Origin of the sequence: Paenibacillus silvestris (assembly GCF_009882985.1) — a bacterium.
GTDB classification, from domain to species: Bacteria; Bacillota; Bacilli; order Paenibacillales; family NBRC-103111; genus Paenibacillus_E; species Paenibacillus_E silvestris.
Window position 1 is genome coordinate 825,546 of the sequence record NZ_WTUZ01000010.1, and the last position, 25,174, is coordinate 850,719.

23 protein-coding genes are annotated in these 25,174 nt (G+C 46.9%); 5 read left to right on the forward strand and 18 right to left on the reverse strand.

Annotation, left to right across the window (positions count from 1 at the left end; genetic code table 11):
- Positions 1-18 precede the first annotated feature (18 nt).
- The 12 genes from grpE to gpr all read right to left on the reverse strand — a co-directional run bounded on the left by grpE (position 19) and on the right by gpr (position 12,478).
- A complete protein-coding gene (gene grpE / locus GQF01_RS07280; protein WP_161406120.1) occupies positions 19-594 on the reverse strand; it encodes a nucleotide exchange factor GrpE in 576 nt (191 codons plus the stop codon).
- 60 nt (positions 595-654) lie between these two features.
- Positions 655-2,196: a TCP-1/cpn60 chaperonin family protein gene (locus GQF01_RS07285; protein ID WP_161406121.1), complete on the reverse strand. Its 1,542-nt coding sequence runs from the start codon at positions 2,194-2,196 to the stop codon at positions 655-657.
- On the reverse strand, positions 2,193-3,221 hold the full coding sequence (hrcA, locus tag GQF01_RS07290; protein ID WP_161406122.1) for a heat-inducible transcriptional repressor HrcA: 1,029 nt from the start codon (positions 3,219-3,221) through the stop codon (positions 2,193-2,195). Before hrcA ends, GQF01_RS07285 begins: the two co-directional genes overlap by 4 nt.
- Before the next feature lie 111 nt (positions 3,222-3,332).
- Positions 3,333-3,812, reverse strand: coding sequence for an N-acetyltransferase (locus tag GQF01_RS07295; RefSeq protein ID WP_145657855.1), 480 nt, complete (start codon positions 3,810-3,812; stop codon positions 3,333-3,335).
- 153 nt (positions 3,813-3,965) lie between these two features.
- Positions 3,966-5,117, reverse strand: coding sequence for a radical SAM family heme chaperone HemW (gene hemW / locus GQF01_RS07300; protein ID WP_161406123.1), 1,152 nt, complete (start codon positions 5,115-5,117; stop codon positions 3,966-3,968).
- A gap of 133 nt (positions 5,118-5,250) precedes the next feature.
- Positions 5,251-7,065, reverse strand: a complete 1,815-nt coding sequence (gene lepA, locus GQF01_RS07305) for a translation elongation factor 4 (protein WP_161406124.1) — start codon at positions 7,063-7,065, stop codon at positions 5,251-5,253.
- Positions 7,066-7,141: 76 nt separating this feature from the next.
- Positions 7,142-7,564: a DUF3679 domain-containing protein gene (locus GQF01_RS07310; protein WP_161406125.1), complete on the reverse strand. Its 423-nt coding sequence runs from the start codon at positions 7,562-7,564 to the stop codon at positions 7,142-7,144.
- Between the two features lie 56 nt (positions 7,565-7,620).
- Positions 7,621-8,847 carry a stage II sporulation protein P gene (spoIIP, locus tag GQF01_RS07315; RefSeq protein ID WP_161406126.1) on the reverse strand — a complete coding sequence of 409 codons (1,227 nt, stop codon included), beginning with the start codon at positions 8,845-8,847 and terminating at the stop codon, positions 7,621-7,623.
- Positions 8,848-9,758: 911 nt separating this feature from the next.
- Entirely contained in the window at positions 9,759-9,914 is a 156-nt protein-coding gene (locus GQF01_RS07320) for a hypothetical protein (RefSeq protein ID WP_161406127.1), read from the reverse strand.
- Positions 9,898-10,875, reverse strand: coding sequence for a TIR domain-containing protein (locus GQF01_RS07325; protein ID WP_161406128.1), 978 nt, complete (start codon positions 10,873-10,875; stop codon positions 9,898-9,900). Before GQF01_RS07325 ends, GQF01_RS07320 begins: the two co-directional genes overlap by 17 nt.
- Complete coding sequence (locus GQF01_RS07330; RefSeq protein ID WP_161406129.1) at positions 10,872-11,345, reverse strand: nucleotide-binding protein; 474 nt, start codon at positions 11,343-11,345, stop codon at positions 10,872-10,874. Before GQF01_RS07330 ends, GQF01_RS07325 begins: the two co-directional genes overlap by 4 nt.
- Before the next feature lie 134 nt (positions 11,346-11,479).
- Complete coding sequence (gpr, locus tag GQF01_RS07335; protein WP_161406130.1) at positions 11,480-12,478, reverse strand: GPR endopeptidase; 999 nt, start codon at positions 12,476-12,478, stop codon at positions 11,480-11,482.
- A gap of 196 nt (positions 12,479-12,674) precedes the next feature.
- On the opposite strand from gpr, the gene rpsT reads away from it, so the two are divergent.
- Positions 12,675-12,926 carry a 30S ribosomal protein S20 gene (gene rpsT, locus GQF01_RS07340; RefSeq protein ID WP_028557986.1) on the forward strand — a complete coding sequence of 84 codons (252 nt, stop codon included), beginning with the start codon at positions 12,675-12,677 and terminating at the stop codon, positions 12,924-12,926.
- A 74-nt stretch (positions 12,927-13,000) separates the two neighbouring features.
- Here rpsT and holA read toward each other — a convergent pair whose 3' ends face one another.
- The 3 genes from holA to GQF01_RS07355 form a co-directional block, all read right to left on the reverse strand.
- The gene (gene holA / locus GQF01_RS07345; RefSeq protein WP_161406131.1) at positions 13,001-14,020 is read right to left on the reverse strand and encodes a DNA polymerase III subunit delta; all 1,020 of its coding nucleotides are present in this window, start codon (positions 14,018-14,020) and stop codon (positions 13,001-13,003) included.
- Between the two features lie 214 nt (positions 14,021-14,234).
- Entirely contained in the window at positions 14,235-15,452 is a 1,218-nt protein-coding gene (locus GQF01_RS07350; protein ID WP_161406132.1) for an anti-sigma factor, read from the reverse strand.
- The gene (locus tag GQF01_RS07355; RefSeq protein ID WP_145657049.1) at positions 15,449-15,997 is read right to left on the reverse strand and encodes an RNA polymerase sigma factor; all 549 of its coding nucleotides are present in this window, start codon (positions 15,995-15,997) and stop codon (positions 15,449-15,451) included. Before GQF01_RS07355 ends, GQF01_RS07350 begins: the two co-directional genes overlap by 4 nt.
- 335 nt (positions 15,998-16,332) lie before the next feature.
- Here GQF01_RS07355 and GQF01_RS07360 point away from each other — a divergent pair, with 335 nt between their 5' ends.
- Genes GQF01_RS07360 through GQF01_RS07370 form a run of 3 tightly spaced genes read left to right on the forward strand, consistent with a single transcriptional unit; the run spans position 16,333 to position 20,197 of the window.
- Entirely contained in the window at positions 16,333-17,895 is a 1,563-nt protein-coding gene (locus tag GQF01_RS07360) for a spore germination protein (RefSeq protein WP_407945391.1), read from the forward strand.
- Between the two features lie 3 nt (positions 17,896-17,898).
- Positions 17,899-19,008, forward strand: a complete 1,110-nt coding sequence (locus GQF01_RS07365; protein ID WP_161406133.1) for a GerAB/ArcD/ProY family transporter — start codon at positions 17,899-17,901, stop codon at positions 19,006-19,008.
- Positions 18,998-20,197: a Ger(x)C family spore germination protein gene (locus tag GQF01_RS07370; RefSeq protein WP_161406134.1), complete on the forward strand. Its 1,200-nt coding sequence runs from the start codon at positions 18,998-19,000 to the stop codon at positions 20,195-20,197. Before GQF01_RS07365 ends, GQF01_RS07370 begins: the two co-directional genes overlap by 11 nt.
- A gap of 219 nt (positions 20,198-20,416) precedes the next feature.
- Here the strand turns inward: GQF01_RS07370 and GQF01_RS07375 are convergent, their stop codons facing one another.
- The 3 genes from GQF01_RS07375 to GQF01_RS07385 all read right to left on the reverse strand — a co-directional run bounded on the left by GQF01_RS07375 (position 20,417) and on the right by GQF01_RS07385 (position 24,159).
- Entirely contained in the window at positions 20,417-22,948 is a 2,532-nt protein-coding gene (locus GQF01_RS07375) for a DNA internalization-related competence protein ComEC/Rec2 (RefSeq protein WP_161406135.1), read from the reverse strand.
- A gap of 107 nt (positions 22,949-23,055) precedes the next feature.
- Positions 23,056-23,568 (reverse strand): deoxycytidylate deaminase, encoded by a 513-nt coding sequence (locus GQF01_RS07380; RefSeq protein WP_161406136.1) that lies wholly within the window; start codon positions 23,566-23,568, stop codon positions 23,056-23,058.
- Positions 23,569-23,655: 87 nt separating this feature from the next.
- Complete coding sequence (locus GQF01_RS07385; protein WP_161406137.1) at positions 23,656-24,159, reverse strand: ComEA family DNA-binding protein; 504 nt, start codon at positions 24,157-24,159, stop codon at positions 23,656-23,658.
- Positions 24,160-24,332: 173 nt separating this feature from the next.
- Here GQF01_RS07385 and comER point away from each other — a divergent pair, with 173 nt between their 5' ends.
- The gene (gene comER / locus GQF01_RS07390) at positions 24,333-25,172 is read left to right on the forward strand and encodes a late competence protein ComER (RefSeq protein WP_161406138.1); all 840 of its coding nucleotides are present in this window, start codon (positions 24,333-24,335) and stop codon (positions 25,170-25,172) included.
- Positions 25,173-25,174: the final 2 nt, after the last annotated feature.

The window sequence follows — 25,174 nt, forward strand, 5'->3', positions numbered from 1 at the left end:
TTTTTAAAATGATAAGATCTACACGCTAACTTTCACCATTGCTGGTCGGATGACTTTATCTTTAAGAATGTAGCCTTTTTGAAGCTCCTCAACGACAATGCCTTCCTCGTGCTCGTCAGATTCAACTTGCATAACCGCTTGGTGGAATTCGGGGTTGAACGGCTGACCAACGGCTTCGATCGGCTTTAAGCCTTCGGCCGTCAGCAGTTGATCCATTCCGCGGTACGTCATATCCAAACCTTTGGCCAATGCGTCGAAATCCTTCGTCTCTTTGCTTGACGCTAACGCGCGATCGAAGTTGTCTACAATCGGCAAAAGCTGCTCAATCAATTTCAGTGAAGCATATTTAGCAAAATCTTCCTTCTCCGCTCTAGCGCGGCGGCGGAAGTTGTCGAAGTCCGCTTGAACGCGCAATAAACGTTGGTAGTTTTCTTCGGCTTGTACACGCGCCTTCTCTAGCTCACTTGCTTCTGGAGAAGCTTCAGCTTGAGTGTCTTGAGCTGCCACATCTTCCTGGTTATCAGCGGTTTGCTCGTTGTCGGCTGCGTATGTAGTGTTCACGTCTTGCTCATCTGTTTTGTTATCAGTACTCAATTGTCCTTCACCTCCTCAACATAATACAACAAATTTTCGTTATCGTCAGTTTGCCCAGCTTTACTCTTCTTCAAAAGGCTGCTTCATCTTAATAACTGTATGAATACGCAGTACAGCAGCAGCAACCTCTCCTGCAGCCTGCAACGCGTGAATTTTCACATCTGCGGGGTCTACAATGCCGGCTTCCACGAAGTCCGTTACCTGACCCGTGTCGCAATCGATTCCAAGGCTGTCGGTTTCGAGCGCGATCTGCGCTGCTTTGAGCTCCTCAACCTTCTCAAGCGGATTGTAACCCGCGTTGACAACGATCTGAGCCAGCGGCTTGCGCAGTGCTCCCGCGACAGCGGCCACACCGAAGCCCTCCATGCCCTTCATCGTCTCGCGAACGCGCTCCAGATCATGAGCGACTGCCATCTCCGCGGCGCCGCCACCGGGCAAGTACCCGCCGCGCACGGCGGCTTGCACAGCCGAAGCGGCGTCCTTCGCGATGCGCGAGCGCTCATGCGCCGCTTCGCGCGTCGCGGCGCCGACGATCACGGTCACGTGCTGCTCACCGTGACCACCGGCTACGCGTACGCGCCCCAGGCGCTCGTCGTACGCGGCGTAGCCCGCGCGGCCTAGCGCCGCGTCAAGCTCCGGCGCGCTCTTGCGCAGCGCCGTGCGGCGCACCGGCCGAGCGCCGGTGTGCTCGCTCAGATGCTGCAAGTCCCTGCGGGACAAGCGCTGCAGCACGATAATGCCATGGTCGGAGCAGAACTGCTCCGCCTCAGGGTCTACCCCACGGTCGGAGGCGATGAGTCCGACCCCAAGCTCCAGCAGCGACACAAGGTTGCTGCGGAAGATCTCTCTCAGCTGCATGTAGCGCTGGAAGCCTGCCTCGGTGACCAGCGATTCCTCGCTGACCGCCTCAGGCTCCAAAGCATCATGCAGCACAAGAATTCGGGCATCTCGGCGCTCTTGGTCGAGATGAAGGTTCATCGGCTTCTGGTTCAGCAGAATGCCGGTCCAGACCTCGCTGCTCGCCTCTTCATGGGCGATCACGCTGTCTGCGAAGCGATACCCGTCTTCGCGAAGCTTCGCCTCGCCGACCGCTTCGGCGGCTTGAACGATGAGCCTCGCGATATCGGTCTGCTCTCGGCCTGCCGTGATCGCGATGCGCTTCAGGGCAGCATCGCCCAGACCCGTAATCGCGCGGCTTCGGCGCTCTAGGCTCTCTACCGCCAGCTCGATGCCTTGCAGCATCCCGCTGACGACCTTGGCGACCGGTACGCCGCGCGTCACTTGCGCGACACCTTCTTGCACCAGCGCACCCGCAAGGACTGTCGCTGTCGTCGTGCCATCGCCAATCTGCCTTTGCTGGCTCCGCGCAACTTGAATCATCAATCTGGCTGCGGGATGGGAAACGTCCATTTTTTCTAAAATGGTGACCCCGTCGTTGGTGATAATCACATCGCCTTGCCCGCCAACCAGCATGGTGTCAAGTCCCTTAGGACCCAGTGTGCCCTCAACCGCAGAACAAATAGCCCTAACGGCTGATGCATTGTTAACTAATGTAGAGTAACGCTCTTCGCCCTCGCTGTGTCCCGTCTTGATACCGCTCATTTGCCGTACCAACGTCCCAGCACGTCTTCCATTTGCTTCGATAAATGATTCATTAAACTAATGACTCTACCATATTCCATTCGCGTTGGCCCTAAGATCCCTATAGTACCCAGAGGTTGGCCGCCAATCGAATAGGAGGCCGTTATTAAACTGCAATTATTAATGGCTTCAATACTATTTTCAGCACCGATTTTGATCTCCATGCCTTCATTTGACGGAGTAAACAACTTGATAAGTGTAGGTGCTTCTTCCAATAAATCAAAAATGCTTTTAACCTTCTCGACATCTTTGAACTCAGGCTGTGTCAGCATATTGGTCATACCGCTAAGAAACACGCGATCCTTCTCATCACTTTGAAGCACGCTCTCAACGACCGAAAGAAGCTCCTGATAGCCATTCACGTATTTGCCGAGCTCGCTGGCAACTTCATTATACAGTCGGGATTTAAACTGAATTAGCGGTACATTCTGCAGCTTGGCATTCAGAATATTGACAACCTTCTCAATGTCAGACATTCGAATACCTTCAGGAATCGTAATCGTTTTGTTCTCCACATGCCCTGTATTCATGACAATGATGGCAACAGCGGTCGTCTCTGTAAGAGGGATGATCTGCAAATGCTTCAGCGTCGTACTGAATACCTCCGGCCCTAGCACAATCGACGTATAATTCGTCAGAGAAGACAGCACACCAGCGACATGCTGGATGACTCCTTCCATCTCTTGAATGCGCTGCGCAAAGGTACCCTTCATTGAATTCAAATCATTCTCATGTAAAGTTCCATGCTGGAGCAAATGATCGACATAGTAACGATAACCTTTGTGTGAGGGTATACGGCCTGCGGACGTATGAGGTTGCTCCAAGTAACCCATCTCTTCGAGATCGGACATTTCGTTACGAATCGTAGCCGGACTAAAACCGACATTGCCTCGTTTCGAAATACTTCTTGAACCAATTGGCTCTGCTGAACGAACATAATCATCTATGATAGCACTCAAAATCATGCGCTGCCGATCCGTCAACATCAAGTACCCCTCCTCTTCACAATCGCTCTATGATCACTTTCGTTAGCACTCGTATTTAGTGAGTGCTAAATCCTAATACAAAAATAACAGACCCTAAGGTCTGTTGTCAAGTCAATCCAATCGTTTGAGTACGGCGATTTCATCGCAGCAATACTGTTTTTTGCAATGCATACAATCTTTCCAAACCTTCTCTGGAAAAATCTCTTTTGGTACCAGCGTAAAACCATTTTTCTGAAAAAAAGCAACTTCATACGTTAGGGCCATTACTTTCACAATGCCTTGGCTTCTTGCTTCTTCAACCAAGAAATCAACCAGCTTGCCGCCAATTCCTTGTCCTTTGAAGCCTGGGGTCATGCCTAGTGAGCGAATCTCAACAAGATCTGGCCCAAGCCTTGTAAGGGAGCCGCAGCCTATTAATGTACCATCGTGCTCAGCAACGACGAAGGAGTCAATTTGCTCCTCCAACATTTCTCTGGTACGCGGCAACATAATGCCCTGCTTCGCATAGCCTTGTATAATTTCATAAAGCTTCTCGATATCGATTATCGATGCTTTCCTAACGGACACTGTAGTTGATGAATTCACTGTCATCCCACCAATCGCAACAAAAATGCACAAAACCCACGCTAGCGTCATCACAGCCAAACCGCTGAAACGCTTGTGGATTCATGTATAAATATACAACATAGCGTATATTTGCACAAGGGATTTTTTGCCCGGCTCAGAGTAAAGCCCTATAGTGACCTAAGTTAAGAAAGAGGCAAACACTTCATTGCCCAGCAGGATGCCATGTTTGGAGAGACGATACCCGTCCGGGGTTTGCTCCAGCAGTTTTTTCTGTTCCCAGCCTTTAATTGTTTCCCCGAAGTGCGCTTCGATTGTGTCGCCAAACTGTTCTTGGAAATCGACATTTCGAACACCTTCCAGCAGCCGCAGACCGACCATCATGAAATCTTCCATAGCTTCTTGCCGCGTGACTTCAAATTGCTCCGTGATTGGCAAGCCAACTTTAGTGGCATCGATGTAAGGCTGAATCCCTTTCACATTAACATGACGCTGTCTATTCATATAACCATGCGCGCCTGCACCAAGACCATAGTAAGAGCGATTGCGCCAATACATCGTATTGTGTCTGCTTTCTCGCCCTGGCTTCGCAAAGTTGCTAATTTCATATTGCTTGTATCCTGCTGCTTCCAAACGTTTCATGATGAGCTCATACATATCGACTTCTTCATCTTCACTTGGCAGCGGCAGCTGATTTTTGTTAAACAACGTATGAAATAAAGTGTTTTCTTCCACTTTTAAACTGTAAATGGAATAATGCTGAAGATCGAGCGATAGGGCTTCATCCAAGGTTGCTTGCATAATCTCGACGGTTTGTTTGGGCAGACCAAACATTAAATCGATGGACAAATTATTAAAACCAAGCTTCTTGGCATTCTCGATGCTTCTATGCACATCATCTGTATTATGAATTCGGCCAATGGCCGAAAGCAGGTCGTTATTAAAAGACTGCACGCCAAAGCTTATGCGGTTGACGCCGCCTTCTTTCATGACGGCCAGCTTATCCTCATCCGTTGTTCCCGGGTTAGCCTCCATCGAAAACTCGACTTCTGCCGCGTCAGCCGGGAAATAGGTGCGGACCATTCGCAAGAAACGTTCCATTTGATCAGGCAGCAATACAGTCGGTGTGCCACCGCCTACGAAGATTGTTTCTACTTTTGCTGGCGGATTATTCTTAACGGTAAGCTCCATTTCGCGTTCCAGCGCGTCTAAATATTCCATGACTGGCTGGCCTTTGAGAACATAGGAGTTAAAATCGCAATAATGACATTTGTTTGTGCAAAATGGGATATGAATGTACACAGCAGTTGGAGCTGCATAAGTAACTAACATAGGGGTATTTCCTTTCTATCCTGGACAGCCGATTGCGTCGTCCTTATGGACAGGCGTGTCTGTCAAGGTTATCAACTGATAAGAAGCCAAGGGGCAGAGTACTCTGCCACCCCAGCTTCTTATTCATTGCAAACTATTCGTCTATTTTGAGTACAGCCATGAATGCCTCTTGCGGCACTTCAACACTGCCGACCTGCTTCATGCGCTTTTTACCTTCTTTTTGCTTATCAAGCAATTTCCGCTTACGCGAAATATCACCGCCGTAACACTTGGCAAGGACGTTTTTACGCATTGCTTTCACGGTTTCACGAGCTACGATCTTCTGTCCGATAGCCGCTTGAATCGGCACTTCGAACATTTGGCGAGGAATCAAATCCTTCAATTTGTCACAAATGATTTTGCCGCGGTGATAGGCGGTATCACGGTGAACAATGAAGGAGAGCGCATCGACCTGCTCGGAGTTGAGCAAAATGTCCATTTTCACGAGGCTCGACTTCTTATATCCAGACAACTCGTAATCGAAGGACGCGTACCCTTTGGTTCTGGACTTCAACATATCGAAGAAGTCATAAACGATTTCGGACAATGGAATATCATAAGTCAATGTGACACGATTGGTATCCAAATACTCCATATTCAAGTATTCGCCGCGTTTGCCTTGGCACAGCTCCATGATCGTACCTACATAATCATTCGGTACAATGACGGAAGCTTTCACGTAAGGCTCTTCAACGAAATCGATACGCTGTGGATCTGGATAATTCGATGGATTATCAATATCCATCACATCGCCATTCGTTAATGTAATGCGGTAGATAACGCTTGGCGCCGTCGTAATCAGCGGAATGTTGAACTCACGTTCAATACGTTCCTGAATGATCTCCATGTGCAGCAGCCCCAAGAATCCACAGCGGAAGCCGAATCCTAGCGCTGTCGAAGTTTCAGGTTCGAAGCGAAGCGATGCATCATTAAGCTCCAATTTCTGAAGTGCTTCACGCAAGTCATTGTAATCCGTTGTTTCAATCGGATACAGTCCGCAGAATACCATCGGGTTGATCCGTCGGTAGCCTGGCAGCGCTTCTGGCGCTTGACGATCCGCTTCGGTTACTGTGTCCCCGACACGCGTGTCTCCTACATTTTTGATGCCGGCAACGATAAATCCAACATCTCCGACTTCGAGCGATGGAACCGAGGACATTCTCGGTTTGAAAGCTCCGACCTCAATGACTTCGAACACTTTGTTGGTTGCCATCATCTTAATTTTGGAACCTGCCTTGATCGAACCATCCACAACACGCACATACACGATAACACCTTTGTAAGCGTCATAGTGGGAGTCGAAAATCAACGCTTTGAGCGGATTATCCGGATTGCCCTGCGGAGCCGGCACCTTTTGACAAACTTGCTCGATGATTTCCTTGATGCCAATGCCTGCTTTCGCAGAAGCGTGTACCGCCTCACTGGCATCGAGCCCGATTACGTCCTCGATTTCCTTTTTCACTTTGTCGGGATCGGCGCTTGGCAAATCGATTTTATTAATAACAGGTAATATTTCTAAGTTATTTTCCAGGGCTAGATACACGTTAGCCAGCGTTTGAGCTTCAATACCTTGTGCAGCATCGACTACCAGCAAAGCCCCTTCACAAGCCGCTAAGCTTCGGGAAACTTCATACGTAAAATCGACGTGTCCTGGTGTATCAATCAGATTGAGGATATAATCTATGCCGTCATCCGCACGGTAACTTAGCCTTACCGCCTGCAGCTTGATTGTAATCCCGCGTTCCCGCTCCAGATCCATTTGGTCAAGTACCTGCTCTTGCATCTCACGGGACGACAGAGCACCTGTATATTCCAAAATGCGGTCGGCAAGTGTTGATTTGCCGTGATCAATATGAGCGATGATTGAAAAGTTTCGAATTCTTGATTGTCTTTCGCGAATGTCAGTCATGCTAACGTAATAACCCCCACAACATGCAAATAATTTTCATTATAGCAGTTGTGGGAAGTTGCGGCAATGTACAGCCCTATCCTTTGCCGAGTATAGCGTCAAATATCGACACGAACAGCTTAATTCCATGATGCGATGCAATCTGCAGCAAGTCTCCGAGTTTATTGCCCACATGATTCAAAGAATTGTCGTGATCCGCTACGGGTTCTGCCTTCTTATCGGTTTCAGGCTTCACGTTTGAGGTTGCACCTGCACTTGCTTGTGCTCCCGTGCCACCTTTTGGGGCGGCAGATGGGGTTGCTTTCTGACCACTCGCAGCTGCTGCTATTGTCCCCTTGCCCGCTGGCTTCACTGGCTCTTGAACAGCGGCTTTAGCAGAAGGCTGAGGACCTTGTATACGTTCCATCCCGCTGGATGCTAAGCTGACACCGAATAAAATGCAGAACAGCAGCAGCAATCCGAACAAGCTCACCTTGATATAAAAGTGCCTCAGCTTCATGATAAAGCCTCCTTTAAATTTCATTCCATGAAATTGCTTTATTTTTTTCGAGCAGCTTAAGATTGTTTGGGACTTGCCGCAGGAGCATCCACTTTCTTCGCATTCAAAATGACTTCTGAAATCGCTTCGGCTAGCCAATCCGTCGTGCGGTAGCACTCCTCGAGTGTATTGTAAGGACCGCCTACCTCAATCAATATATTGTTTGGCGAAAAGTTCTGATTGTATAAGCCATTGCCTTCACTTGCTTCTTTGGCATGGATTCCTTTGGAGATTCCAGGATGTTTAGCTTCCAATACTTGATGAATCTTGTTGGCGAACTCCTCGTTCTTTTTCCAATTTGGATTCTTGCCGCCGATTATGAAATACACCTGTGCGTAATCCTTGCCATTGATTGTCGCGGTTGTTTTATTACGGGCAGCCGAATCACGATGGAGATCGAAATAATACTGTAAATCTGGATGCTTGACGGCTGCTTCCTGCAAAGTCTTAAGGGAATATTTATAAGAATATGGATATTCGAAATTTTTAACCGTGCTTGGATATATAGTTTGTGAATGAACGGCTCCTATACCGTCTTTTTCAAGATTCTGCGCTAGCCGTTGGCCGACGGAAATGATATTAACTTTATCGCTGTAAGCTTTGTCTGGATCCGTAACTCCTTTGAGTTCCGGCAGGAAAGATTCATTGCTATGAGTTTGGTAAATGAAAGCCACATTGTCTCCTGCTGATTTGGGCGGCTGACCTGTTTGACTGACCACAGGGGTTGTAGTTCCTGTAGGTGTAGGTTCAGGTGTTGAGCTCGGGGGATTTTTGGCCTCTGCCTCCAGATTGGTGGAGACAGGGTTGTAATCAACAGGGTCGCTTGGGTTCGCTTCGCTCCCTTTCACCAGAACAGTTGATTTGTTGGTATCCATACCAGGTACTTCGCTGGCCACCAAACTCTTCGGATCGCTTGGATTAATGTCCGTCAGGAACTGGAAAGCAAAATGGAAGACATTATGCTGAGAGAATGTAAATTTCTTCTGGTCTTTATTTAGATGAGGCACTTCCATGCCGAGCATATCGATAAAAAATTGATTGGTGACGGACGCAGCTAAACTTTTCATCGACGAAACCGGCGAGGTCGTTATGACTTTATTCTGCAAATAGCCCCCTACACCAATTAGAACAAAAATGGCTAACGTTGCCGTGCTGAGAATAAAGAACGTTTTTCCGACGGAACTGGCGCTCTGAAACGTTTTGCGAACATGGCTGAGATTGAGTGTGGCTGAAGTCCATTTCATAGTCTGATTCCTCCTAAACTATCTTAATTCAATCTATGAAACGAGCCCCGTCGATAGAACCCGAAACGATAGATTTTTTTGATAGTCTAGTCAATAGGGAATGAAAAAAGCGTCAGCGATTGAGTCGCTGACACCTTTTGGGTGATCCTGCTATGACATAAAGGCGATTTGAGTAAAAGCAGCACATCGCAGAAATTAGCTGGAGAAATCGGCGTTACTTAAAGTGATCCAATCGACAACTCGCCAGATCCGCAGAGACGCTCCATTGCTCGCTTGCCCAAGGCCGCGGGATGCTCCATTAAGGTATCACACCTGAAATTGCTGGAAAATCTACCGTTCCGCAGGAACGCTTCATTGCTCAGTTACCCAGTTCCATGGAGACGCTCCATTAAGGCATCACAGCTGAAATAGCTGGAAAATCTACCGTTAATCGGAGCTTCTCAGTGGCGGGGAACGAATTAACGGTAAAAACTCCAGCTAAAACATCGCCACCCACCCTAAATCTTCCAATATCAGCGAAATTAGAGGTAGAAAATCCAGTTATGTGAGTGTAAGCAGCACATTCATAGAAATTAGCTGGAGAAATCGGCGTTACTTAAAAGTAATCCAATCTGCAACCCGCTCAGATCCTCGGAGATGCCGCACTACTCACTTTGCCCAAGGCCGCGGGGATGCTCCATCGCTCAGTTACCCAGTTTCACGGAGACTCTCCATTAATGCACCACACCTGAAATAGCTGGAATCATGAACTGCCGTTATACATCTGAGTCCTCTCTCAGCGCGATTACAAACAATAGAAATCGCTGTCCTGTCATACACCCTAGAACATAAAATAAAGTGCACCCTCAGGCTGGGCTAATAAAAAAAGAAAAAGAACCCCATCAAGGGGTTCTTGGATCTTCCAAATAGGATTAAGCTAGGGATTCGAAATCGAATGATCCTTTGGCTACGATTGTTACCCCGCTTGGTTTATTCAGAACTGTGGGGCCGTTATATGTTTTGAGCAAGCTCTTATCGGTAGTTTTGGGTGTATGTTTGGCGGTTAGTCGGTTACGAACTTTCTTCATGTGCTTCAGCATAGAGAATCCTTCCTTTCACAATGGATTTGAGTGAAGACACGAGCTTCGCATTTCTTTCCGATAACTCCATCATGACTTGATGGTGATTGCGCTGCGGGATATCCGCTCTTGTTTTGAAATGTATGGAGGAAACGATCGTTGGATGCAGCTTCACGCAATATATATATTCAAACTCACCATCTTCTTTATCCTTGGCTCGCCCGAGGTAGATGTTCGTATCTTGGCCGCGGTAACATTCCGCTAGGTAACTGGTAGCGTCATTCACGTTAAAGCTGTGATTATTGCTAACCTGCCCCGCACGGCCAAACTGCTGCAAAGTAACGCCGTCATCCAGAAGCTCAAACAATGTTGCCGCCGTCACTTCTTGAAGCTCAATTATACCACAATTGGTATCAAATGTCTTATGGAATTTGTCTAGAACACGGTCATAATCCACGTTGGAGACACTCAGTGAATCAAGCGCATCAAAGAGGAAACTGCGGATGGCATCATTCTTTTTCATATCCGATGGCTTCATACGTTTCTTATGCGCAGCAATGCTGCTCTTCATTGGATACAGATGAGGGCCTGCCAATTCCCCAATCTCTCTATTGATCTGCGTGTCATCGAGTCGCAGCGGGTTGTAACCTTCGAGATAATCGGGCAGCTCACCGTCGCTCGACATCACAATAAATGTCCTGCTGTGCCCTAGTTCACCAATACAAAGACCAATGAGTACCAACAGGTTGGCATAGGTCACCCCATGCTGTATGTCCTCACGAGTCAGAATCAGCAGGGCAAAGTCCGTTTCTTCAATATGCTTTTTCAGCATTTTTAATTTATGCTGGGATGCCGTCAGGACGCCTTGGTTAATGACGGTGACATCAGCCGTGGAAGCTAGCTGCGATTGATAGAATTCAGCCCATAGTAGACTTGCAGACGAACAACCAATAAAGATTTTAGGTTTCATTTGATTCGCAATCCTAACTCCTTCAGCATTCGTTTCACCGTATAGGTGGCCGGTCCCAGACCCGCCATCAAGCCTGAAGGATGATCGGCCTTAAAGGTAAGCGGTGTCAATCCCAAAAGGTCAGAGGCAATATGTAAGTCTTCTTTTTCCGGAATCAGAAAATAGGTTCTTTCTAGGCCAATTTGTCCGATGAATAAACCCAGCTCCAGAATAACGTTATCGCGAACGGTACTGACCACCGAATCTCTCAATAACGTTAAATCATTGGGTTGAAACACAAAGATAGCAAAATCACTTGCTTGAGCCTGCTTAATTAGAGGCGCTAAAGTTGTATGTGAAGGCGGGAATAATAACTGGCTCCAAACTGTGACATCACAGGAGAAATGGAGGTTAGACTGCAAAGCCTCTGCTACTTCAATGCTTTCAGCAGATGACCCAATGAATAGCTTTGCCAGCTGCGTGCTGCTCACAGAACCACTTCCTTATTTTATGGTGATCGTCAGTTACTTCGACGTCTGCCATCTTTTTCCTTCCAGTTTGGGATAAAAATAGGCAAAAGAAAGAACTGTTCCCACGATGGTCGCGAGAGACAGTTCTGGTTCATTCAGTGTGTATAAGCCGCTACATTCTCGACGCCTACCGCATCATGCAGAGCAGCATTCAAGCCGCTGGCAATGATATTGGCAATGTCCTCAATAAACTGGTCAATCTCCTTAGGAGTGACTAACAAATCATGGCCTACAGGGTTCAGCACTTCTTTGACGAGCTGAAGGCGCTCCTCTTCATGAATGTTGTCCAGCAGCCCTAGGATCTGTCCCGTATTGTTTGTCTGTTCGCTAAAATGCTTCTGCATGAGGTCGAAAGCGTTATTGACTATCGTCGAGGCATAAACAACGGTTGGTACGCCAATCGCGACCACAGGAATACCGAGGTTCTCCTTTGTTAGCCCCTTGCGCTTATTGCCGATACCAGAACCCGGATGAATACCTGTATCTGCAATTTGGATGGTCGTGTTCACCCGATCGAGCGATCTGGACGCCAACGCATCGATCGCGATGATGAAATCTGGTTTGGATTTTTCTACAATCCCGAGCACGATATCACTGCTTTCAATCCCCGTTGTACCCAATACCCCAGGAGCTACTGCACTGACGGGGCGATAACCAGGACTTACATCCTCAGGCATCAGTTCAAAGTAATGCCGAGTAACCATGATATTCTCAACAACAAGGGGTCCGAGCGCATCGGGAGTGACATTGGAATTGCCGAGCCCAATTATGAGCGCTTTGGCGTTCTGGGGAATTCCGATATCCCGTAAAAACTGCTCAAATTCCTGAGCCAGCTTCGTCGCCACCCGGTCCTGCAATTGGCTGTCTTTTTCCCGTAGTGCAGGAACTTCTATTGTTATATAATGTCCTAATAGTTTGCCCAGGGCTTTGGAGCCTTCTTCATTTTTCACATTGATTTTGGTAACGCGTATCCCATTTTCACGAGTCGACTCCTGTTCAATACCAGGTATTGGCTGCCCTTGATTCGCTGCATGAGCCATATCCCTTGCATCTAGCGCAAGATCCGTATGTGTTGTGAAAGAGCTTAAGTCCATAGAAGTTCCCCTTTCTGAGGTGCCTTGCATCTCTTAGTGTGTGACGAATCTAGGGCGGTTATGCAAATGCAAAAACCACTGAAAACCTATTGACAGGTCTTGCATTTTCAATAGTTGCATGGTAGAATACTTAAAGTTGTCAGCAAACATACAAATGTAACGTTGAACCGTGTTTTGTAAGTAGGAGGTGAATTTCATGCCAAACATTAAATCCGCTATTAAACGAGTAAAAGTTAGCGAAAAGCGCCGTCTTCGTAACGCTTCCCAAAAGTCCGCTCTGCGTACTGCTGTGAAAGCTTTCGAAACAGCTGTAAGCCCAGAAGCTCTAATTAACGCTTCCAAAAAGTTAGACAAAGCAGCTTCTAAAGGTTTAATCCATAAAAATGCCGCTAACCGCAAGAAGTCCCGTCTGGCTAAAAAGCTGAACGCTCTTACGGCCCAAGCGTAATACAGGACATAAAAACAAAAGTTCAGTTCTCTTCGGAGAATTGGGCTTTTTTCCTTTTACGTAAAAAAACCTCCCTAGGCAGCCAGCCTAAGAAGGAACATTTCTAAACCTAGCACTTTATCTATTTTCCCAGTCTTCATCTGAAAATCAAGATCAGCCAGCTGGGACATGATAGCGCTCAGTTTCTCAATACTATATTTACGCGACTGACCTTCAGCCACCTTCACCGCGAATGGATGCAGTCCAATCTGAGACGCCATTTGCTGTTGGGAATAACCTTGCTTGCTAAGCTCTTTGACCTGCAGCATGATGCGAAATTGCCTTGCAATAAGAGCGGCAATCTTAATCGGCTCTTCCCGTTGCTTCAGCAGCTCCTCCAAGATGACGAAGGCACGCTCCAATCTCACATTCACAATGTCTTCAATGAGAATAAATACGTTCTGCTCCGTGCTTCGAGCAACAAGCTGGTCAATGATATCCGTTGTAGCCTCGCTCCCAGCCCCCACATACAAAGAGATCTTCTCAATTTCTGCCGACAACGATTGCAAATTTCCCCCTGTATAAAGAATCAGTTGGTCCGTTGCTTCCCCGGTGAACGAGAACCCACGCTGACGCGCCCTAGCAGCCACCCAGTGCTGCAGTTCCTCTGGACTTAGCGATAGGAAAGGAACAGCCGCCTCCATGTCTTTGAGCGCTTTTACAATCTTTTTGCGCTCGTCTAATTTATCCGCATCTACGGTAAACACAACAACCGTGTGCTCGGCAGGCGATTTCAAATAGTCGGTTAGTCGGTCTAAGTGATGCTCTATCTTCGTGCTTTCCTTGGCTCCTGTAAAAAACAACGCGTTTTTGGCGATAACAAGCTTCTTAGGCACCATGAAAGGAAGAGTCTCCGCATCTTCAAGTACAGAAGAAAGCGAAATCTCACTTAAATCGAATTTACTCACAGCAAATTCCTTATGCTCCGGCTCAATGAGTGAATCTGTTAACACCTGTATGAACTCTCTCATTTTATATTTCTCAGGACCGTAGCACAAATACACGGGTGCTTGCCGCCCTGCCTGTATATCTTTCAATGCTCTCTTTGCGTCCATAGCTGGCGTTCACTCCTCGCCTTCATTTTACCAACAACAAAGGGATTACGTCAAAGTCCTAAGACCTTGAAGTAATCCCTTTGTCTGTCTATTTAAACACCGGCTCAAGGCTCTAGAAACCTTAGACCGTGTGGGCGAACCCCATAGCACACTCCTGCTTCCCTTTGTATAACATACGCAAGAGCCCCGCTAATGGTGCGTTCATTTCAGTTTTTTAAGGAGATTCTTCCTTTTTGAGCATCACATCGATGCGAATCGTATGAAGTGTGCCCCCACTTTGGACTTGATAAAATAATTTATCATCCTTGGACCACTCTACCAATGTAATCTGATCCTCAGTCTTCCAAACTTGCTTGGACTCGAATACAATCTCCAGAGTTTCGCTATTCCGGATCACCACGTGATGATCTTCAACTGCCGCTGTCAACTTCCCTGTTGCAGACTTCATGAAATTATCAGTGACCGGTACGGTTAAAGCAAATACGCCAGGTCCTGCATCACTCTCTGCCCCTCTTTTTGCATTAGGAGTTGGAGTAGGTGTTGGTGAAGGCTGTGTAGTTGCTGTCTTCTGATCATTCTCAGCTTTATTAGCAGCAATAGGCGCCGGATTCGGATTCGTTTGATTCTGACCCGCTGCTTTCTGCTCATTACCGCCTGAAGGATCTGGATCTTTCATGCGTTCTGGCTCTGAAGTTGAAGGACCCATGCGGGATGTGTTGTTAGACTCCGCGGGCGTGGACGGACTAATGGTATCCGGCTTTTCCAGTGGTGCATTCGTTGTAGCTTGTGGTACTGCTACATTTGACCCTGAAGGTTGTGACTCCTGACCTGCCCCCGAGTTAGATGTAGAAACATCAGCATTTGGAGCAGGCGACTCGTTAGCGCCTGGATTACCTGAGACTTTCTTCTGATCTGGTGCTTCTCGATTCAACTTCACTTCTGGAGTACTCGTTTCCTGATGCTCGGCCCCTTGTTTAGTAGCTGCCATCGGCAGCAAACCATCGGCGTTATCCATGACAGGATGTTTCATGTTAAAGCCAAAGAAACCAATAATGAGTCCAGCGGCAACGACGCCACTTGCGAATTTCCAAGAGAACTGCGATCCAAATCGGCGTGTCCAAGGGAGTTTCTTGCGCTGTCCTTGTTCGATATGGCTAACTTCTGCGCTGAAGACAGCTGCCTTGTCGGTAATGGACGCCGCGGCTTCTTTATCAATCTCATCTAGCTGCGGCAGAATGGCATCGACCAAGCTGTATGGAGGAACTACCTTCGGTAATTGGGCCAACTCACCCGATAATCTTTGTAAACGTTCAAACACTTGTACACAGTCCAGACAATAGGCTAAATGAGCACGGAGCTCAGCTTCCTCTTGCGAGTTCAGATCTCCATCCAGCTGCCTTTGCATAAGTTCCATCACCTCTTGACAAATCATCCCCGAACACCTCCTTTCTGATATTCTTGGAGCAACAATTGTAACTGCTGTCTAGCTCGAAATAAGTAAGACTTCACCGTATTTAGCGGTAAATTTAAAGATTCGGCAATTTCATGATACGAAAAGTCCTGCAAATAACGGAGTACAACAACAGACCGATGGTGCTCGGGAAGCTTATCGATTGCTTCTCGAATATCTTTGGCTAAATAGCCAGACATAATTTCATATTCAACATTTTGCTCTGCAGTAAACGTCATATCATGCTCATCAATAGAAACCGTAGGTTTCGCCTTGCGAAATTTATCGATGCAGATGTTCGTTACAATCCGCTGTACCCACGTCTTAAACAACGCCTTTTCTTCGTATGAATTAATTTTGGTATAAATCCGAAGGAGCGCCTCCTGTGAAGCATCGAGGGCATCTTGTTCATTATTCAAAATATAATAAGCGGTTCGATAGACGTGAGACTCAATTTCTCGCAATAGGGTAATGAGTGCATCACGATCACCGGCCTGAGCTCTTTTAACCAGTTCGGGTGCTACCACTGGGATCCCTCCCTCTTGCAATCTTACAGACGCAGCAACGTCTCATAATGTTGCAGTATTTTAGAATAAAAAATATAAAGGCTGTTTGCAACTTCCAGAATAACAAACTTTCACGAATAAATACACTTCTTAGACGTAAAAGAAGCGTGTTAGTTTAATCCATGCGGATGAATTTCGCTCATCCCCTTTCTGCTTTTGGTCAAATTACTCTTCATTCTAAGCCTTTTTCGAAGTTCGAAAAGTACTATGTTTGTGTAGTACCATACAAAAACCGTTTATTTCTAACTAAAGTGGTAAATATTACTGAGAAGCTACTTATAAGCGGAGGGCTTGCCGTGTTCAAACAACTATTCGGAAGAAGACGCATGTCTCACAGCAGCATAACGAAATCCCAATCCAAAACGTCATCTTCAGATCAAACGAAAGTCATGCTGCCTACTCTGCAGGATAACCTAAATACGATAAGAACACTGCTGCACCAGCCCAGCGACCTGATTATAAGACAATTTACGGTTGGCCAAGAAGAGTATCCTTGCGCAATCGTCTGCATTGATGGACTTGTAGATACGACGCTTGTTAATGAACAGCTTATTAATCCGATGCTTCATTCCGCCCTGCAGCCTGTAGGCTCTGCCTTGGAGCTATTAAACACCTTGACGCAGCAAATTCTAACTTCTTTTGAGATCGAAACAGGTGAACTCCTCGATGAAGCACTTTTAGAGATCCTTTCCGGAAACACCTTGATTTTATTGGACAATCTATCTCAGTACATCATAGTTACTAGCAACGGCTGGAAATCCCGAGGTATTGAGGAACCGCAGACGGAATCCATCATCCGTGGACCGCGGATCGGTTTCACAGAAGATTTACGAACAAATACCGCGATGCTCAGAAGACGAATCAAAGAAACCAATCTTGTTTTTGACACTTTTCAAATCGGCCGAAGAGCCAGAAGAAAAGTCGTTGTCACCTATATTGCTGATATCGTACATCCGGATCTAGTAAAAGAGGTTGTGCGGCGCATCAATAGTATTGATATAGACGATATTGAAGGTTCCGGCTATTTGGAGCAATGGATCACGGATAGTTTTCTAAGCCCCTTCCCAGTCATTTTGAATACAGAACGACCTGACAAAGTTTCCGGTGCTCTCCTCCAAGGACGTGTCGCCATTCTAGTTGACGGTGATCCCTTTTCGCTCATTTTGCCGATTACGTTTTCATCCAGCCTGCAATCCCCTGAGGATTACTATCAAAACTGGTTGATCTCAACGCTAACTAGGATTCTGCGATTAATATCAGCTTTTATTGCCACCTTCCTGCCTGCGCTGTATATTGCATTACTTGAATTTCACCATGGGATGATTCCTTCCAAACTTGCCTTCTCTATTGCCGGGGCGCGAGAAGGCGTGCCGTTTCCAGCCGTTATCGAAGCATTCGTCATGGAATTCACATTAGAGCTGTTACGAGAAGCAGGGCTGCGCTTGCCTAAACCCATTGGCCAAACGATCGGAATCGTAGGCGGTTTAGTGATTGGAGAATCCGCGGTGGCTGCCGGTATGGTTAGTCCCGTCATGGTTATTGTTGTTGCTGTCACTGCCATAGCCTCTTTCTCGCTGCCTTCCTATTCCTTTGCCATATCCCTGCGCGTCATGCGATTCGGCATCATGTTGTTCGCGGCATTCCTTGGATTGTACGGCATCATTCTGGCTTATATCATGATCAACATCCATATCGTTAATCTAAAAAGCTTTGGAATTCCGTACTCCACACCCTTTGCGCCTCTGTTCATTCGCGACTGGAAAGATCTCGTCCTGCGTGCTCCTCTTCACTTCATGAAGAAACGGCCGCAAATGCTTCAAACTAATAACGAGGACAGAATGAAAGTTAAGGAGAAATAAAGAATGAAGTCTTTTGAATACGGGGATAAAGAGATCGGCTTATTGGATATTTCCATTACGGTGACATCAATGATTATTGGCGTTGGCATTCTGATGCTCCCACGCGAGTTAGCGAAAACAGTCCAAGGATCGGACGGTTGGATATCTATGATCTCAGCAGGCATACTTGCCATCGGGGTCGCTTGGATACTCGCCAAAATTGCAACGCATTTCAGCACTCAAGGTTACTATGCCTATGCAACTGCCGCGGTTACAAAGCCGATTGCCTTTGCTGCCATTTTATTCTTATCACTCTACTTTCTTTCCTTTTGCGCTTTTGAAGTTAGGGCTATCGCGAATATTGCCAAACAATACTTATTTGAAACAACGCCTGTAGAGGTCATTGCCTTTGCTTTTTTAATGGTAAACGTATATGCCGTTAGCGGCAGCCGCGTAGGACTAATTCGTTTAAATATTTTATTTATCCCGATCGTACTCTTTGTCACGGTGCTCGTTCTCCTCTTTAGCCTTGGCATGGTCGATGTGAAAGAACTAAAACCGTTTTTTACGACGGACTGGAAATCGTTAGCCTCTGCCACGAAAACGACCGCTTTCTCACTTTTAGGCTTTGAAGTCATCCTATTCTACATTACGATGATGAATCGACCAAAAGATGCTCCCAAAGCAGTTGCTATTGGAGTGCTTATCCCTCTCGTGCTTTATACATCCATTTATCTTGTCTGTGTAGGTGTTTTTTCTCAACTCGCACTGCCGGAAATCACCTATCCTGCCGTAGAACTTGCTAAGGAAATGACGATTCCAGGAGAATTCTTTGAACGGTTTGAATCCATCTTTTTTACCATCTGGATTATGGCTGTGTTTACAACAACCGTAATGGCTTATGATTGTACGATTTATGGCCTTCGTTCTTTATTTACCAAGCCTAAGCATAAGACATGGGTATTTATCCTTAGTCCAATCATCTATCTATTGTGTATGTACCCGAAAAATTTATCTGATTTTAGTAAAATGAGCACCCTCATTAGTTACACAGGTATAGTGGTGAGCATTCTGTTTCCAATACTCATTCATGCAGTTGCCAAGCTTCGAGGAGTGAAGAGTGATGCATCCTAAGAAAATTCTCTGCACGCTGTGTCTCGGCTGCACATTGTCAATTCTGACAGGCTGTTGGGACCGCGTGGAAATTAATCAACGAGGCTTTGTCGTTGGAGTCGCTATTGACAAACCGGAGAGGGATAACTCAAAAAATATATACAAAGGTACCTATCAAATGATTGTACCCGGCGGCCTAAAACAAAGCAGCGGCAGTACCACCGGGCAAAGCAACAACATGAATCCGCATGCCGGACAGGCTTATTTTAATATCGCTACGACAGAAAATTCAATGCCAGCAATTGCTTCTAGAATATCAGGAAGGACTAGCAGAACCCCTTATTTTGAACACTTGCGAATGATCATCATTTCTAGCGATGTAGCTAAAAATAAATCGAATCTTCCCGATGTGCTTGATTTTTTCCTGCGAAATAGCCAAATGCGGCGTGGTGTGCAAATTCTGATCGCCGATGGGAAAGCCTCCGACATACTCGGCATTTTCCCAAACAATGAATCAACGCCAATTGATTATATCTCCTCGATAGCCAAGAACAATCAAAAAACGAATTATATGCTTCCCGAATCACGGATTGGCGATGTGCACGAATTTTTAATTAAACATGAGAGCTTTGTCTTACAGACAATTAAAAAGGAAGATGGGGGCGTAACTCTAAATGGAAGCGCCTTATTCGACGGAACCTCCAAGCAATTGCTCGGTTTCTTAACCGGAGAAGAAACCCAAGGACTAAACTTTATTACGAAACGAGTGAAAGGCGGAATCCTTGAATCCAACATCAATGATCAAATCGTCGGCTTTAAAGTTGAACGCTCCAATCGAAAGTTTTACGTCCAACAAACAAGTCCGGGGCATATGAAATTTACAATTAAAATTACAGCCGAAGGAACTTTGGATAAGTCTATCACCAACATCGATCCTTCTGACGGGAAAACCGTAGAGGCGCTAGAGCAAAGCTTGGAAGACAAGCTTACATCCACGACCAATAAAACAATCAAAAAATTGCAGCATTCCTACAAAAAAGACGCACTCGGCCTAGGTCCTTATCTATTCCAGGATCATAATAAAATGTGGAAACCGCTTGCTGAGAATTGGGAAACGGGTGAGAACTTGTTTACCCAAGCACAGGTCGACGTACAAGTCAAAGTGATTATCCGACGGATTGGCAATATTTTCGAATCAACAAAGGAGTAGTCCGCCATGTGGTCAACATTTTTAGGCGTAATGCCTTCTGGATTGGTTTTAATCTGTACAATCTTAGCTTTTGTAGTACCACTTGGTACTTATTTCATTAATCAGCTCCTTCACAAAAACGGAGACCCGCCCTGGAAGCAGCCAAACGAGACTGATCGGCAGCAATCAAAGAGCCCGGAGGCTAAGCCTTAATGATCATACAGGGAAGACGATTGCTTTTCAGTCTGCTTCATTCATTTTGGTACGCGAAACTATGCCTTCCTTACGCACTTCTAACTGCACCTCTCCCATCTGGTCCGTTCGAAATATTTGCGTTCCCATATTGCTTAAACGGTCCAAGACATCTGGTGCAGGATGACCATATAGATTTCCGGCTCCTACTGAAATTACAGCCGTTCGGGGCTGCCAATAATCCAGCCATTCCTGCGAAGATGAGTATTTGCTGCCGTGGTGAGCTATTTTTAAAACATCGAGACGATCACCATGCTCCTTGTTCTCTTTCAGACGACTCAGCAGTGCCAGCTCCGAATCTTTCCCCATGTCCCCCGTAAACAGCCACTTCGTCCCCATCATTTCCAGCAGGATTACAACGGAAAACTCGTTTTGATCCTCCACAACCTCTGCATATTCCACTGTTTCTATAAAAGGATACAGCACCCGTAGTCGGGTTACAGGATCCACTTGAATCCAATCGCTTTGCTCTCCAGCAAGCAACGCAAATTTACGATCTATAGCTGTTCGGAATAGCTTCTCTATGCCCTTATTCGGATTGTAGGTACCGTTGAACATAAATTGCTTAACCGGAATTTGTTCGATAACAGCCTGAAGCCCACCGCTGTGATCGGCATCTTCATGTGACAGCACGAGTAAATCCAATTGATGAACACCACGTTTTTTGAGCAAAGGAACCAGCAGTTTTTTTCCTACTTCATAAGGATCTTTTCGCGCTTTCCAACCCTCGCCAGCTTTGCTGAACGTAATTGTTCCCCCGCCATCCATAAGAAGATTCCGGCCATACGGCGTCCGAACCAATATGGCATCCCCTTGACCTACATCCATAAATTGAACAAGTCCAGTCCTCTCGAGTCGATCAGGAGAATAACCAATCCACAATAGAATAACGAAGCCTCCTACAGCAAGCCATAAGCCTATTAACCTTTTCCCGCCTGATCGATCTTCTAAAATCTCTAACCTAATCGGGGGCTCACTCCTATTCACGAGAAGCCATCTCCGCCAAAATCCATAAATGCCAATCAGGAGCAGGTAATAAAAAACAATCCACGCCAAGCTCGGAGTAGGCCAAATCTGTTTAAATTGGTGCAGCTGCTGCAGCCTGTCTGTCGACCAAAAAATGGCTTCATTGAACCAAGATATGAGCCACCCCATCCCTCTCCCTGCCGGCAAATAGAGAAGTCCCGCTAGAACTGCCACAATGCCAGCAGGAAAGACAACCAAGCTGATAATTGGAACCAGAACGGCATTAGCCAACCAGGAAAGCAAGGAAAATTGATTGAAATAATAGATCGATACTGGAAAGGAAACGAATTGCGAAACTAGTGTAATGGATGCTGTGTTTCTTAAAACAGTTGAGGTCATCCATCCTTCCAGCAAATTGTTTACACGCTGCACACCGAGAATAAGTCCAAGAGTGACTAGAAAAGAAAGCTGAAAACTGACGTCCAGCAAGAAATAAGGATTCCAGATCAGCATGATCCAGGCGACGATCGCCATGCTATGCAACACATCCTTCGTTGCTCCTTTCCTTGCCGCGTACAGTGCCACCATGGCCATAAGCCCCGCCCTTACAATGGAAGGGGATGCTCCTGTCAGCAGAATGTAGAAGGGCAGCAACCAGAAGCATATGCGCAAGTAAGTTTCTTTGGAGAGCTTTAGGCGTCGCATGCCCCAGAAGCAAGCGCCTAGAAACACAGCAACATTCAATCCTGATATGGCTAAAATGTGGGTAAGTCCCAGCTCCGAAAACTGCTGGAAGCGCTCTGGATCCAGATCGTCAGTCAACCCGATCAGCATGCTCTTCATGAACCCCGCCTGCGGCGCGGGGAAAATCAGGTCCATGCGGCGGCTCAGGCTCTCCCGCAGCATGTCGTTCCAGCGCAGCAGCTGAACTGCGCTGAAGCGTGCAGCCGCAGGCTGCACCTGCGCCTGATCCACCCCTTTGGCTGTAAGCTGCCAATGGGTGTGGTGAAGGCGCAGATATCGGCGGTAGTCGAAGCCGCCGAAGTTGCGTGCCGGGGACGGGCTGCGCAGCGTCCCCGTGAGCGTCAGGGCGTCGCCTCGGCGCCACGCCGACGCCACCTCCTGCTGCGCCTGCGCCAGCAAGCGCAGCGAGACCTGTACGCTTTCCCCGCCGAGCGGGAAAGCGCGGTCCTCCTGGAAGCGGATAGACTCCGCTTCCACGGTAAAGCTGACCCTGTCGCCATCGACGGTGACAGGGGAACTGAATCGGCCGAGCAGCGTGACTTCGCGGCCGTCCGGGTTTGCCTGCTGCGCGTGGGGCAGCAGGGCTGTGACGTTGCGCTGGTCGGTCCATTGGAAGTAGCCGTAGGCTGCTCCGACCAGCAGGAGAGCGCACAGCGGCTGTCTGCCGGGCAGCCGCAGCAGCTGGATGACGACGAGCGCGGCAAGCATTAGCGCGCTCGTCGTCATCGACAGCCACGGCAGCTCGCTATAGAGCGCGAGCACGTAGCCAGTTATCCACAGACAGCATCCAAGAACAACTGGTCGTTTCATTTTGAGCAGATTCCTCCCTTCAGACTAAAAAAACCTCATTTCAGATGAGCCTTTTGAATAGGCTGCTGCTGAAATGAGGTTCTTCCTCACTATCGATTTAATTGGATCTAATTCACGACGTCAGATACTGTACCTGGTGGAGGCTCGTACCCTTCCATGGATCGGAAGTTGATGCCTCTAGCCAACATTAACTGAATGACTTTCTCATGATCTTTCGGGTAACCGCGATGGAAGACAATCTCGGTCACACCGCTGTTTGCGAGCATATTTGCACAAGTCCAGCAGGGCTGATCGGTGACATAGACGGTAGAGCCCTCGCGATCTTCGCGATCTGTAAACAGAAGAAGATTCTGCTCGGCGTGGATGGTGCGGATACAGCGCTGCTTGCGCACGACTTCCTCTACCTCTTCCACTACTTTCAGCTCGATTTCTTCGACAAGCATGCAGCCTGCTTCTGTACAATCAGCTACCCCCATCGGAGCGCCGTTGTAAGCAGTTCCGAGCAGCTTTTTACCTTGAACGAGCACAGCCCCTACGTGCCGTCGATTACATCTGGAGCGCGTGGAAGCCATATAGGCAATATCTAGAAAGTAAGTGTCCCAATCTTTACGGACGCTCATCGTAAGCTCCCCCTCCCATGTGTCCTTTATATTCCTTTTTTCATTTCTAGTATTCTCTCATACTTCATCTCAAAATGAAAGAAAGGACTATATTGAAGTTACGTAAACAAGAGGCTTCAGCTTTTCCAGCATTTTATCCCCAATGCCCTTCACCTCTGTTAATTCTTCAACTTTCCTAAATTTTCCTTTGCTCATACGGTAATCCAGAATGGCTCTTGCCTTGCTCTCACCGATCCCAGGCAAATCATTTAATTGCTGAAGTGTTGCCGTATTCAAATCCAACAAACCGTGAGATGATGACGGCGATTCTGCAGGTATGTTTGTAGTTGAAGTAGCCGGGGCTACGTCTGGGCTTGAGACTTTAGGGGCAGCGGAGGCTTCAGGGGTTGACCGAGTTGCAGAAGCAGATGAGGCCGCCAGTGCTGTTTCCTCCCCTTCCACAATGAGAGCTTCTATTTGCGCATTCACCGGTTCAAAACCCGTCTGTATCATCGATGAACGTCCTCCTGTCACATAAGGCCACACGACAAAGAAGACAAAACAAACAATCATAGAAACATACAGAAATTTTCGATATCGAAATACAGTCACAAGTTCCCTCCTAACATTGAAAATAAAAATTGCACAGTAAAAAACATGCTAATCTTTCATAATGGCTGAGAAGCATGCATATACATGAAAAAGCATCCGAATGGCATCCAAAACTGACCCCGTTCTATAAATATTAATGAAAGTGACTGATTTTTTTCGGGAGGGATTACTAGATGAAAGCAGGATTCATCGGTACTGGGAGTATGGGAAGTATTCTGATTGAAGCGTTCATTCATTCTGGGGCTTTCAATCCGGAGGAAATAATTGCAGGAAATCGAACAATACGTAAAGTTGAGCTTCTTGCGGAGACATACCCTGGGCTTCTGGTAGCCCAATCGAATAGAGAAGTCGTGCTGGAGAGCGATATTATTTTCCTCTGTGTGAAGCCTTCTGAATTTAAAAAGGTTATTGATGAAATTAAAGAGGACTTGCTTCCTTCCCAATTCATCGTATCCATCACGAGTCCTGTGCTGATCAAGCATTTGGAAAGCCTTCTGCCGGCCAAAATAAGTAAAATCATTCCAAGTATTACGAACTATGTATTGAGCGGTGCTACACTCTGTATTCACGGTAATCGGATGCAACCTGAGGATAAAGAATGGCTTGAAAACTTATTTGCCCATATCTCGTCTCCTATACGAGTTTCTGAAAATTATACACGCATCTCATCAGACCTATCCAGCTGCGGTCCAGCCTTTCTTGCCAATTTCATTCAGTCCTTTATCGATGCAGCCGTTGAAGAAACAGGCATCTCCCCTGAAGAAGCAACTCTGCTTGCTAGTGAGATGACGCTTGGAACAGGTAAACTGCTGACGACAGGCGGACTTAACCCTGTGACCCTGCAAAAACGCGTCTCCGTGCCCGGCGGTATTACGGCCGAAGGATTGCGCATTTTGGATGAAGAACTTTCCGGTGTTTTCTCCCGCGTTATACGCGCTACCCACACCAAATATCAAGAAGACCTTGAGAAGACTGAGCAGCAATTAACAATCAAGCAGCAGTCTTCTCAATAGTC